This is a genomic window from Schaedlerella arabinosiphila (assembly GCF_003885045.1).
Classification (GTDB): domain Bacteria; phylum Bacillota; class Clostridia; order Lachnospirales; family Lachnospiraceae; genus Schaedlerella; species Schaedlerella arabinosiphila.
The window spans coordinates 2,707,151-2,720,605 of sequence record NZ_RHJS01000002.1 but is presented as its reverse complement, the minus strand read 5'-3'; the positions used below and the strand labels follow the sequence as shown (position 1 = coordinate 2,720,605).

Annotated in this window: 13 protein-coding genes; all 13 read left to right on the top strand. The window is 43.2% G+C overall.

The window, feature by feature from the left end; all coding sequences use genetic code 11:
* Positions 1-18 precede the first annotated feature (18 nt).
* Positions 19-1,551, top strand: coding sequence for an AAA family ATPase (locus EBB54_RS13200; RefSeq protein ID WP_125127749.1), 1,533 nt, complete (start codon positions 19-21; stop codon positions 1,549-1,551).
* A 20-nt stretch (positions 1,552-1,571) separates the two neighbouring features.
* Positions 1,572-3,104 (top strand): hypothetical protein, encoded by a 1,533-nt coding sequence (locus tag EBB54_RS13195; RefSeq protein WP_243127660.1) that lies wholly within the window; start codon positions 1,572-1,574, stop codon positions 3,102-3,104.
* Positions 3,105-3,196: 92 nt separating this feature from the next.
* The gene (locus EBB54_RS13190) at positions 3,197-4,021 is read left to right on the top strand and encodes a hypothetical protein (RefSeq protein ID WP_125127747.1); all 825 of its coding nucleotides are present in this window, start codon (positions 3,197-3,199) and stop codon (positions 4,019-4,021) included.
* Between the two features lie 71 nt (positions 4,022-4,092).
* A complete protein-coding gene (locus EBB54_RS13185) occupies positions 4,093-4,968 on the top strand; it encodes a hypothetical protein (protein WP_125127746.1) in 876 nt (291 codons plus the stop codon).
* 49 nt (positions 4,969-5,017) lie between these two features.
* Positions 5,018-5,218, top strand: coding sequence for a zinc-ribbon domain-containing protein (locus tag EBB54_RS32490; protein WP_125127745.1), 201 nt, complete (start codon positions 5,018-5,020; stop codon positions 5,216-5,218).
* Positions 5,219-5,272: 54 nt separating this feature from the next.
* Positions 5,273-6,292, top strand: a complete 1,020-nt coding sequence (locus EBB54_RS13175; protein WP_125127744.1) for a YARHG domain-containing protein — start codon at positions 5,273-5,275, stop codon at positions 6,290-6,292.
* 336 nt (positions 6,293-6,628) lie between these two features.
* Entirely contained in the window at positions 6,629-7,561 is a 933-nt protein-coding gene (locus EBB54_RS13170; protein ID WP_125127743.1) for a DUF932 domain-containing protein, read from the top strand.
* Entirely contained in the window at positions 7,549-7,950 is a 402-nt protein-coding gene (locus EBB54_RS13165) for a DUF3848 domain-containing protein (protein ID WP_243127659.1), read from the top strand. The genes EBB54_RS13170 and EBB54_RS13165 overlap by 13 nt, the downstream gene beginning before the upstream one ends.
* Complete coding sequence (locus tag EBB54_RS13160) at positions 7,947-8,873, top strand: YqaJ viral recombinase family nuclease (protein WP_125127741.1); 927 nt, start codon at positions 7,947-7,949, stop codon at positions 8,871-8,873. Before EBB54_RS13165 ends, EBB54_RS13160 begins: the two co-directional genes overlap by 4 nt.
* Positions 8,874-8,940: 67 nt before the next feature.
* On the top strand, positions 8,941-9,948 hold the full coding sequence (locus tag EBB54_RS13155) for a hypothetical protein (RefSeq protein WP_125127740.1): 1,008 nt from the start codon (positions 8,941-8,943) through the stop codon (positions 9,946-9,948).
* A 343-nt stretch (positions 9,949-10,291) separates the two neighbouring features.
* Positions 10,292-10,657 carry a hypothetical protein gene (locus EBB54_RS13150; RefSeq protein WP_125127739.1) on the top strand — a complete coding sequence of 122 codons (366 nt, stop codon included), beginning with the start codon at positions 10,292-10,294 and terminating at the stop codon, positions 10,655-10,657.
* A 14-nt stretch (positions 10,658-10,671) separates the two neighbouring features.
* Entirely contained in the window at positions 10,672-11,577 is a 906-nt protein-coding gene (locus tag EBB54_RS13145; RefSeq protein WP_125127738.1) for a DUF5688 family protein, read from the top strand.
* A 494-nt stretch (positions 11,578-12,071) separates the two neighbouring features.
* Positions 12,072-13,433, top strand: coding sequence for an AAA family ATPase (locus EBB54_RS13140; protein WP_125127737.1), 1,362 nt, complete (start codon positions 12,072-12,074; stop codon positions 13,431-13,433).
* The last annotated feature ends 22 nt before the right edge of the window (positions 13,434-13,455 follow it).

Sequence of the window (13,455 nt, the reverse complement as noted above, 5' to 3'; positions counted from 1 at the left end):
ACAGGGAGGAAAAACGCCATGAGGGAAGACCGGTTTGAGGTGAGGTTAAGGGAATATATTGACGCGCAGGTTCCCATTATTTATATTGACAGCTTTGATGACAATAAAATTGATGAATTAATCCTGCAGGTGACAGGGAGCCGCAGGGTGTGGGAATGGAATGAGATGGATGGCTGTGTAGACCGTAAGAAAGTTGAAAATGGGAAATATACCAGCATCCATAGCAGCCTTGACGCTGAGAAAAACTTGTATGAGTGGATTCGGTATGGGGTGAGAGAAGAGGAATTTGACAGGAAAATATTGATCATAAAAGATATCCATACATATCTGGAAGACCCTAAATTGGTTGCGCTGCTGAAAAATGCCTGTTTAAGAATAGAGGCTGGGGTATTGGAAACCACATTTATTTTTATTTCACCTATTGTCAGGGTTCCGAAAGAACTGGAAAAATATATGGTGCTTTTAAGAGAGGATTTTCTGGACGAGGGAGAGATACGGAGGGTAATTTCCAGCTTTATGTCAGAGAATGACTTGGGGAGCTTGTATGAGAGGCTTCTGGATGAAATCGTGGTCGCCTTTAAAGGACTTTCCGAGTTAGAAATCGAAACAATCCTTGCACTGGATGTTTCTTCCAGGGGGAAGGTGGACAGGGATACGATCCAGCTTGTCGTGGAGCAGAAGCAGCAGATGATCCGTAAAGCGGGGATTTTGGAAATGATCCCGGTCAGTGAGGGGCTCGAAGATATCGGCGGGCTTGATAACCTGAAAGAATGGCTGGAAAAGAAGGCCGTGATATTAAAGGATATGGCAAAGGCAAAGAAGTATGGAGTAGAACTGCCCAAAGGAGTATTGATCGCTGGGATTCCGGGGTGTGGAAAATCCCTGAATGCAAAAGCATCGGCAAAGCTGTTTGAGGTTCCCCTGCTGAAACTGGACATGGGGCGGCTCATGGGGAAATATGTGGGGGAGTCCGAGGCGAACCTGCGGCAGGCAATCTTGCTTGCAGAGGCGATTGCGCCATGTGTCCTGTGGGTAGATGAATTGGAAAAAGCATTTGCGGGAATCGGGGGAAACGGAGGCGGAGCGGAAGTGACAACAAGGCTTTTCGGGCAGTTCCTGACGTGGATGCAGGAAAAGAAAAGTGCGGTATTTGTTGTGGCGACAGCAAACGATATCATGAAGCTCCCGCCGGAATTGGTACGGAAAGGCAGGTTCGATGAAATATTTTATGTGAAGCTGCCGCAAAAGAAAGAGCGGAGAAAAATATTTGAAATCCACATCAGAAAACGCAGGCCGGGAGATTTGCAGAATCTCGATATAGGGAAACTGGTAGAAAAGACGGACGGATACAGCGGGGCAGATATTGAGGGCGTTGTAAAGGACGGGATTGAGAACGCTTATGTGAAAGGAAAGCCTTGCGTCGATACGGAGGACATCTTAACGGCTGTCAGCGAGACGCATTCATTGAATGAGGTCATGAGGGAGGATATTGAAAAATTAGAAAAGGAATATAAGGAAAGGAAGTTCAAATGTGCTTCCAGAAGCAAGTAAGTGAACAGGAGGAAACCAGAATGGATGAAAATAGAAAGTATGAAGAGAAGGAACTTGGCAGGGAATTGGAAGAAGGGGAAATCACTGTAGAGGGGTTGACCGTTGAAGAAGCTGGGAAAGTCAGGGAAATCTGGAAGCGTTTTATAAAGTCATATCAGGAAAGCGGGGAAGAGCAGGAAGAATTTCTCTGGTTAGAAAAACAGCTTCGAGAAGAACTCCCGGAAAAATCCGGGGAAGAAATCCGTAGGATGAAAGAAGAGATTATTGACTCCATCCGTGAATATGATGCCAGCCTGCAAGACCTTACAGCAAACGTTGAAAAGGGGAAAACAAAAGAAAGGTGGTTTGCTGAAAGGGTGGAAGATGCTGCAAAAGGGGTGGCTGTCAATGCGTATGGAGATTATCTGAACCAGATCCATACCGTTATGGATGAAGCAAACCGCCAAATGATGCGGACTGTCCTGCGTCAGGACAACGGGGTGAAGGAGTGCATCAATCTGGACGGCTTTATTGCGGAGCAGTACCATGTAAATAGTTTCAATGCAAAGGCGGCGCTGAAAAAATCGGATTTTTATGCGGAGATACCAAAACAAGGGGAAGCGTTCGGAAAAAATTCTTTTGACGTGGTGATTAGAAAAAGAAACGAGCCGGGAATTGTACACCAGTATCAGTTGAAATTCGGGAAGGATGCAAAGGCAACGGAGCAGTTGTTAAGAAGAGGGGATTATGATAACCAGAGACTGGTAGTTCCCAGCGACCAAGTGGAAGAGGTACAGGCGGCATTCCCAAATAAAACAGTCACAGATTATATTGGCGGTACGGATAAAGTGGATATCCGGTCAGATTCACTGACAAAGGGAGAGATCAAAAAACTGCAGTTGGAAGTTCAGGAGAGCGGAAAAATTCCGAGGACAGACTGGAATATCTATAATACGAAAGAGCTGGCGGTCAACCTTGGGAAGCAGGCCGGGGCAGCCGGGATACAGGCGGTCTTGCTGTCAACAGGGATTGAACTGGCAGGGCGTGCCATGAGCGGGGAAGAGATAGACGGCGGTGAGGTAGTAGAAACCGCATTGATGACCGGAGCAGATACAGGCGTGAAAGCGGCGGCAGGGGGTGCATTGACCGTAGCGGCGCAGCAAGGCATCCTGCCCATTATTCCACCTGGTACGCCGCCCGGTACGATTGTGAAGATTGCCTGTGTAGGAGTGGAGAATGTGAAGGTTCTATGGAAAGCAGCAAAGGGTGAAATCACTATGAGCGAAGCATTAGAACAGATGGGACGGACGAGTACATCTATGACTGCGGGATTATGCTGTGCAGGTGTAGGAGCCGCGGTAGGCATAGCAGCCCTTGGATGGATTCCCATTGCAGGCCCGATAGCTGGAGGGCTTATCGGTGGTATGGCAGGATATACGGCAGGGAGTAAGATTGGGGAGAAAGTTTACAATGGGGCAAAGAAGATTGCCGGAAAGGTGAAGGAGGTTGCTTCAAAGGCGGTTGAAGGAGTAAAAAGTTTTGCATCTGGCGTTAGGTCATTGCTCCCGTGGTAATATAGTTTGATTATACAAATGGCGGCTGATGCAGATGGGAAATATTGGATACCTATTAATAAGCGAATTGAGGAAGAAAGGACAGGTGAAAAATGGTAAAGATGATGGATGCATATTTAGAATATGCAAAAAGTAAAGGAGTATCTTTTAGAACTGATACTGAGAATAATCAGCAAAAATCATCGACGGAATCGATTGTTACTGGACAGGTAGTAGAAAAACAAAAAGAACCGGAATGGGATTTAGATGGTATCATTGACAAGGAAACTTTCATGAATTTTGATTTTCCGTATAGATATGAGCATGAGTCTAATACAAAGGGAAGCAGGGTATCTTTATTATGTACAGAAGCAATGCTAAAAGTTGGAATTAATCCAACTAACGTAGACGATTTTTTAATGAGTTCATCTAAAATTAAAAAGTACGCTTCTCTTGGTGCAGCACTTGATGGTGAAAAGTGGGAAAGCTATTATAGAAATAGGTTGGAAGAAGAAAGAAAAAGTGGCTTAAGATATATGCTAAAATGGATGGGATTATATAGTACAATTTATCACGAGTATATTATTCTCAAAAAAGAAGCCAATAAAGTGATTTTAGAAAATATCATCATCGGAGAGGATGTTATAAGAGCTATTATTAATCTTATTGATGAAGAACAAAAGGCAGGTTTTGGACGACTTGACCAATTTGTGATTGAATTGATAGAAGAGCAAGGTGAACAAAATACGAAAGAAATAGATAACATGAGGAACCTGCTGGATATTATGAATAGGCATCTTTCTAACAAACTAACACTACAGGATATTGCGAATTTAAAAGAAAATGTGAAGGATTGGGAAAAGGATATTGAAAGGCTGTCAGAGATGCTTAATAATCTGCCTGATCTTGATTTGAAACAGGCAGTCTTAGACAAATGATGGCATTGTAAAAGTTAGCTTCTATGAAGAAAGAAATATAGTTGGCGATAAAACGAAGGAGAAAAATGAGGATGGCCTATTATAAATACGTTGAAATGAATAGTCTGGAACCAGAGGAAGTAATAATTTTAGAAAATATTTGCATGGTGGTAAGTGGAGAGTGGCATTATGAAGAAGTGGAAGAAACAAAAAAGATGATGAAAATGTTTGAAAATTCGGAAGAAGTACTCGCTAAAATTATGTCTATAAAAGAAATAGACATTAGAAGAAATAGAAGGGTTTTAACTAAGAAAGAGAAAAGGCTAGGCATGATAGAAGCTCCAGAGGAATGGATAGCAGAAATTGATAATCAAAGAAAGAGTTCGCATTTTATGAGTTATCTGGACGATACATCTGTTGAAATGCTGAAAGCCTTAGCAAAGTTTTTTCTAAAAATTGCTGTATACCATTTTTGTACAGTATATTGGCCCAAATTAGCTCGTCTGGACAAGATTAATGAGGAAGATATTAAAATGCTTCAAAAGGAATTGAAACACTGGGAATTTTGCTTTTGGATTCATATATCTTTTAGGGGAGTAAATGAACCTGATATTATTAGCGAAAGAAAGGTGATTAAATCAGAGTATGATAACACTTATTATTCAAACTCACGGTCACTGTTTGGGAGTTCTTCAACTGTTGTACTTGGGTGGATACAAGAGGCATATGAGGATTGTAAAGAAAAAAACTATTATGAAAATACTAAAAAATTACGTCTGAAATATAATATTGCAGAAATAGAAAGCATGAGGAATCTGCTGGATATTATCGAAAAACATCTTTGCGATGATTTAACACCGCAGAATATTGCGGATTTCAAAGCAAATATGCAAGATTGGGAAAAGGACATTGAAAAGCTGTCAGCGCTGTTTAACAACCTGCCTGCTCTTGATTTGAAAACAGATTAGCAGAATTATAAGAGGTTATCAGGCAATCGTATGAAGGGAGAATCAATAAATGAATTGTAAAAAATGTGGAGCCTCCTTAGAAAGCAGTTGGAAGATATGCCCAAATTGCGGATCACCGACCGGAGTACAAAAGTCAGCCCAGCATAAGAAAAAAGCCATATATAAAAACGGATGGTTCTGGGTGGCGATCCTGCTCTTAACCATCGTGCTGGGGCATAGGCATTCTGTCCAAAAAAGGAACAAAGGATGAAAATAGAACGGAACCAAAGAAAGAGGAAAAAGCAGCAGATTTTCCGGTATTGATATGGAAACGCTGTTAGGACAGCCAGAGGACTACGCGGTAGAACTCGGACTGAAAAATTCAGAAGGGAATCCGGCTTATACGGGACTGGATGGCAGTGTACAAGCCGTGTATCAGGAAGGGAATCTCGTAAACATTGTGATCCAGAGCAGCGGAGAAGAAGGGCCGTCCTTCCATGGAATCAGAATCGGAATGCCAAAGGAAGAAGCGGCAGGTAAGATGAGTGACGCTTATCCTGAGATTGTTGATTCCGGGGAAAGCATACAGTTTATGAACCTTGATACAAAGAGGAATGTAGTCTGCGGATTAAATGGGAACAATGTTGCCAATATCAATGTCAGTTTCCTGTCGGATGAAGAAATCGGAAATTACAGGCAGGCCAGGGAAGAACAGATGCGGGCACAGTATATCTTCCCCGACAGCAACAGCCGGTATCTTTCCGAAGAAGAGGTAAGGGGTGTAGAAACTGACAGGCTTTTTATCGGACGGAATGAAATATTCGCAAGGCACGGATACCTGTTTCAGGACGAGGGACTGCAGCAGCATTTTAATAGTATGCCATGGTACTCAGGAACCGTGACGGCAGAACAGTTTAATGCAGATGCGGTTTTTAATGATTTTGAGAAAAAGAATGCGGAGTTGATTAAAAGGATTGAGGATGAAGTGGCTGGGACAAGTAATGTTCCAGGACAATTTATTGGAAGTAGAGGAGTATATATTTGTACCACCCCTAGATCCTTTACTGGAAAAATAGAGATTTTATCTGTTGGAGACAGTTCTATTCAGTATTCATTAGGCGCGTTGGAGATGCCACAGGCAATCGTAACGGAGGAAGCTCTGATAACGGGCAATAACACAGCCCAAGCCAACCTTTATGGTTATGAAATTACATTCACATGGTCTGATGCAGAAAATATGTATGTGACAAGTGCAGGAGAGCTTACAGGGATGGACTCAGGGACAATTATGGAAATAACAACTGGAATGGGATATATATGGTCTACGGAGTTTAACCGTTGGTAATGATACTATTTTACAGAAATACGGGTGTTCTTTTAGAACATCCCTTGTGAATTGTCATTCTGACTCCCTGAAAAAATATAGTATTACAATTGTATATTATAATATTGATACCTGCGATATGCACACTACACACAGGGCAGAACCCAACAACCGGGTTCTGCCCTTTTCTAGTACTGGAAAAGGAGGGATTTAATGGGAAAGATCTTAAAGGCACTGATAGCTGTTGCGGCTATCGTACTCGAGGAAATCATAGAAGATGATCAGGTATAGCCGCTTATCTCCTGCATCTGCAACTACGCAATGCAGATCAAAACAAAAGAAAGAGAGGATTTTATTATGGCAGCAAACGTTGAGAGTATGTTTTATGTAAGGGAAACACCGTGGCATGGCCTGGGAACAAAGGTAAAGGAGGCTCCCGCATCCAATGACGCACTGATCCTGGCCGGCTTAAACTGGCAGGTGCTCCAGGAGCCGATCTTCACAGCCGCAAGTGAACCGATTGAGGGCTACAAGGTCAATATCCGTGATTCGGACAGGAAAGCCCTGGGCGTGGTGACTGACCGATACAAGGTCATCCAAAATAATGAAGCCTTTGCCTTCACAGATGAATTATTAGGCGAAGGAGTCCGGTATGAGACAGCCGGAAGCCTGCAGGGAGGAAAAAAAGTCTGGTTACTGGCACATATGCCCCAGGAGTACATTATTTCCGGGGAACAGATCAGCCCCTATCTGGTATTTTCTAACACCCACGATGGTTCCGGCGCGATCAAGGTCGCTCTGACGCCGATCCGTGTGGTATGTCAGAACACGCTGAATCTGGCATTGGCGAAGGCGAATCGCTGCTGGTCCATGATCCACACCGGGGATATCCATGAAAAGATGCAGGAGGCCAGAGACACATTGCTCAGGGCAGAAAATTATATGCAGGAATTGGGGCAGGAGTTTGAAAACCTCCGCATGAAGAAACTCTCGGACAGGCAGGTGACGGAATACATTGAAATCCTTCTCCCGCTGGAAGATAATTCCACCCCGCAGCAGACCAAGAACATCCGGAAGCTGAGGGAGGACATGAAGATGCGCTATTTTGACGCGCCGGATCTGCAGCATGTAGGAAAGAATGCGTACCGCTTCGTGAATGCGGTATCTGATTTTGCCACCCATGCAGAACCGCTTCGAAAGACTGCGAATTACAAGGAGAACCTGTTTGCAAGGACAATGGAAGGGAATCCGATGATTGACAAGGCATACCAGATGGTATGCGCAGCGTAGGTGACGGGATGAAACTGGAACATAAAGAACTGGAAGAGATTTTTCGTTTTAAGATCAGCGCAGAGTTAAGCGCCTTTCGGTATGGCATCCTTCAAAAGGAGAAAGAGGAGATCTATCATGCCGCTTATCAGATTGACAGCATGATTCATCTGTATGAACTGCTGATAGAAATGTGCCGGACAATGAAAGAGGAACTCCTTATCATTGCCGTCACAATTCCGGAACTTCTGCATTTCCTGTATGGCAGGTGGCTTGAATATGGGGATTCCTATGCGGAGGATCTACAGGACTGTATTGATCAGGAGCTGGAAGCACTGAAAAACATTGATAAAGAACTGAAATCCCTGAAAGATTATTACAGGACGGAAAGGATGGATGAAATCGCATGAAGAAATTAGTATCGACATTGAACCTGGATAAAAAGGAATGGCTGAAATACCGCAAGAAAGGGATCGGAGGGAGCGATGCCGGAGCCGTATGCGGCCTGAATCCCTACCGCACTGCAATGCAGGTATACAGCGACAAGACCTCAGACACGATTGAGGAAATCGATAATGAAGCCATGCGTCAGGGACGGGAATTTGAAGATTATGTTGCAAGAAGATTTACGGAGGCCACAGAAAAAAAGGTGCGCAGGGCAAACAGCATGTTTTACAGTGAGGCCCACCCGTTCATGCTTGCCGACGTAGATCGGATGATAGTCGGTGAAAATGCGGGATTAGAATGCAAGACTGCAAGCCCATTTATGGCAGAGCATTGGAAGGATGGAAAGATCCCGCTCTCCTATCAGATACAATGCTATCATTACATGACAGTCTGCAATGCAGATGCATGGTATATCGCCGTGCTCATTTACGGTCGGGAATTTAAGTACTATAAGCTGGAACGGGATGAATCCATGCTGGCAGATCTGGTTCGAATCGAACAGGATTTTTGGGAGAACCATGTGCAGAAGAGAATCCTTCCTGAGCCGGATGGTTCCAAACTTGCGGACAGTGTAATAGCGGAATATTATAAAAATTCCGTGGCAGAGATCCTGCCGCTCAAAGGATTTGATGATAAACTAAGACGCCGTCAGGAATTGAAAGAGGATATGGAACAGATGGAGAGGGAGAAAAAGAAGATCGAGCAGGAATTGAAGCTCTACCTCGGAGAAGCGGAGCAGGCAGAAAATGAACAGTACAGAGTCTCCTGGAAATCCGTTTCCAGCAGCCGGGTCGATGAATCACGTCTGAAAGAAGAACAGCCTGAGATTTATGCACAGTACCAGAAGGTGATCCAGAGCAGGCGGCTCATGGTAAAAGCGGCGTAAAAAAATGAGCTGGAGAGAACGGCTTTTATATTGGGCGATCAAAACTTTGTTGAAGGAGAAATAGACGTTGGCAAAGCAAAATATAAAAGAAGAACTGGCAAAGAAAGCCGGAGCGATCAAAGGGGAACAGCCGAAGGAACAGGTGCAGATACCGGAACCAGAGAAACAGACACCGGAACCAGAAAAACAGGTACAGATATCGGAGTCGGATTCAGATGCCATGATAATTTCAGATAGTGATAAAAGAGTCATCCGGTTGCTGAGAGCGGACGAGATCGAGTGCCGGGTATCCACGATCAATGAAAAAGGGCTGAGTCTGTTTCTTTTCAAGGATGCCCGTGTAGACCAACGGATTCTGGACGAGACATTTACGCCGTTCGGATGGAAAAGGACCCACCAGTGCATTGACGGTAACCTGTACTGCACCGTAGAAATCTGGGACGAAGAAAAAGGACAGTGGATTGCGAAGCAAGATGTGGGCACGACCAGCTATTCCGAAAAAGAAAAGGGGCAGGCATCCGATTCCTTTAAGCGGGCCTGCTTTAATTGGGGGCTTGGAAGGGAGCTTTATACAGCGCCGTTTATCTGGGTCCCGGCAACAAAAGTAAATATCCAGAGGCAAGGCGACCGTTATACTACTACTAATAAGTTCTTTGTGCATTCCATAGGCTACAACCATCAGAGGGAGATATCCGCTCTTGTGATCATCAACCAAAACGGGCAGAAGGTATTTGAACTGAAACAGAAGCCAGAGCAAAAACAAGGACAGAAAACAGAAAATAAAAATCAAAAACCGGAGAAAAATAGCCAGAGATCAGAGGAACAGAATCGGACACAGGAGGATAAGAATAGGAAAACAGAAGGAAAGAAACAAAAGCCGGAAGAGCACCCAAAAACGCAGGAGAAGACGACCTCAGACAAACAGTTCATGCTGCTTGAAAAAGAACTGAAACGAACCGGAATCTCCATGGAGGCAGTATTATCCAGATACCACCTGACAGGTGTGGAGCAGATGACAGAGGATATTTATTCAAGGGCGATGAACGGGCTGAAAAAGACAAAAGATGCCGCATAAAGTAAGTGGTTCGAAACGAACACAATGGGAATATCATTGTAATAAAAACTTACATGAACGCTCACAGAGATCTTTGGATGAAAACAAAACCAGTCAGGAACTGCTGTAAAAGGATTCAGAAAGTCAGAATATGAACGTGATTTTATGGCAGTTCCTTCTATAAAAAAATAAGGCGTTATTTGTGTTAGAAACGAATACCATGGAGCACCATAGGAATTGATGCTTCATACAAAGAACACAGTATTTTTGAATTACACTAGGTGACATCCCCCGATTCTTGCATCGAAGCTGGATCACGGAATCAATCGCTTGCAGATAACTATTATCACGAAAAGAGGAATCTATGGATAGGAAGAAAAAAACGAATATGGATGTGCAGTGTCCACTTCTAAAAAAATATAAAGTACATAAGAAATCTTTCACCAGTAAATCAGGAACAAAGTCAATGTTAGATATTCTTTTTAAAACAAGGTCACACCATGCGCTGGAAGATTGTTTAAAGAAGGATGAGATCTACCAGAAATCAGAAAGAAAAATAGAAGAAGTTCTAAGAAAAATAAACCGGATGGGACTGGATCAGGAACAGTTAGACGCAGTAGACGAGGCATTGTCTATATGCAATTATTACGATTCCCAGTATGGCAGGATTGCATACAGTCTTGGATTTAAAGATGCGGTACATCTTATAATGGAACTTTTTGAAGATTAAGAGAGGATCAATGAATGGAGAATACGAAAAAAATGGAGTATATAGAATTTAAAGAAGCCCTGAAAAATCTGGTCCAGGAGAAGTCGGACAGTGATATGAAAGTCGAAATAGTTCAGATCATAAAGAATAACCAGACCAAGAGTGAGAACCTGACATATATAGACCCAAACTATAACCTGTTTCCCTCCATCCAGCTGAAAGAATTGTATCAGGAGTATCAGGTATACGGAATGGGCTGGTGCGTGGAGGAGGCGTTTTCTGTTTTGAAAAATGTGAAAAGAATCCATGAAGATCAGTTGATGGGTTCCTGGGAAAGCGCAAAAGGACGGATCGTCGTGGAACTGGTCAAGGAAGCCTGGAATCGGGAGCTGCTAGAGAAGCTCCCGTATAGAGCATTTCTGGATCTGGCAGTCATTTACCGGCTTAAGATGTGGGAATGCAAGTCCGGAGATGCAGTCCAAACGGTAACAAATAAGATGATGGAGCACTGGAAGATCACCGAAGAAGAACTGTATGAGGCGGCGCTTGCCAATCTGCAGAAGGAGGAGTTTGAGATCATAGGAGGGTACCAGGCAGTCCAGGATATGATAGAAGAGCTCATAGACGTAAAGGAAGAGAGCGAATTTCATGAGTGGATGTATATCTTTACCAATCGGAGCAGAATAAAAGGGGCTGCTGCAATGCTCCGTACCGATTTGCTAGACCGGTTCGCCAAAGCGCAGGAGAGTGATCTGATCATTCTGCCATCATCAGTCCATGAAGTGATATTGCTTCCGACCATGGATGATGAAGATGCAGCAGAGCTTCGCAGAATCGTACAGGATATCAATGAAAAGGAAGTGCAAGAGGAGGAACGGCTGTCAGATGAAGTATACTATTTCAGGAGAAGCACAGGAGCAGTAGAATTAATCCCGGAATAGATGGAAGAAATGTCTTGTTAATGCCTAAATTCACAGAATCAATGAAAACAGAAAGCGTGGATTTTCTATCAGAGAAATTATATTTATTATAGAAGAAACAGCACAAATAGATTGGAACTGGCAAAGTAGGACTAATGTTTTCTGCTGAATAGATTTAAAGTATAAAGTGTGTTCGATTCGAACTACGGAAAATGCCCTGATGCTTGTAGAAATAAAACGTATTCTTACTACTTTCAAATAATAGTCCATACTCTGGTCAGAATAGATTCAGGGTATGGGGCTATGATGATCTGCTGATATAGGTTGCTAAAATATAATGATAATGATAAATGCCCCGCTTCCTTGTATTCCGGCTATAATGATGATAGAATACAAAAAAGATGTATTCATCATTTGGGTTTAAGATTTGGGATGTGTGGCTATGATGAGAACCATAGGTATCGGCCATCTGGATTTCGGCCAATTAGTTACTTGGATTGGAAAGGCGGTATAAAATGGATTTCAAAAGAGATATTTACGCCAGCCTGCTGCAGTGGAAGAAAAATAATTTTGGAAAAGTCCTTGAAGTAAGCGGAGCGCGGCAGGTAGGCAAGACTTATATATTGACGAAGTTTGCAAAAGAGAATTACAAAAAATTCATATATATCAATATGATGCAGACCTCCGGACAGGAGTTTATAGCCTGTCTGGACAAGGCTTCCAGATGGGAGCCTGGAGAAGAGCGGGTTAAGCAGCCAATCCATAAAGCGTTTGCGCTTTTTGACTGTAGATTTCAGGACGAAGAAGATACTGTAGTTCTGATTGATGAAATACAGGAATCTGCAAGGGTATATTCGCTTATCCGGCAGTTTGCAAGGGAATTTCAGACGCATTTCATTGTTGCAGGCAGTTACCTTGGAAAGACAATGCAAAAAGAATATTTTCTTCCGGCCGGAGATATTGAGACAATGATTCTGGATACCATGTCCTATGAAGAATTTTTGGAAGCTGCAGGAAAAAGGGAGCTGTATGAGAGGATAGATTTATTCGGAAACAGCAGCCATGAGGATTATTACAGCCTGAAAGAAATGTACGATATATACTGCAGGATCGGAGGTTATCCTGCAGTGGTACAAAAATATTTTGAAACAGGAGATGTTGAGGCGTGCAGAAAAGAAGTCATCCATATTATCCACATTTTCATAGAAGAATCCGAACGGTATTTTAATGATATTTTGGAAATGAACCTTTTAGAGCAGCTCCTTCCGGCAATCGCACAAACCATGATCCGAGAAAAGAAGGGATCACCAAACCTGATCCGGGAGCTGTCTGCCATAGTCTTTCGGGATGACAGCAACCGGATCACAAAAAAGAGCATCAATCAGGCAATCGCATGGTTTTACCGTTCCAATGTGATTGGATACTGCGGTCAGGTAAATGAAGGAAACGTACTGGATGTCACACCAAACTGCAGGTTCTATTTCCGGGATTTGGGAGTTGCCGGATATTTTCTTGATATGGCAGGAGCACGGCCAGATACAATTTCAGGAATAATAAATGAAAATTTTGTTTATCTCTATTTGAAGAAAAAGGCAGATAATCAGGAAATAGCCGGGCTGACTCCTCTGTATGCTTTATATAAGGATGGGGAACTGGATTTTTTTGTAAACAGCAGGAAGGATTACCAGAACTATGGGATTGAAGTGAAAGCCGGACGCGCTGCAGGAAAGACAGCAAACCAGATGCTGGCGGATGGGAAGATACAATATCTATATTTGCTGAAAGGGGAGACCTTTGGCGGGGTGGAAGGAAAAAAGATAACGGTTCCGATTTATCTGATGGGGAGGATTCGGTTCGAGAGTGAGATAAAGGGGTGAAAAGACCCAAAAGGTCAGAGGA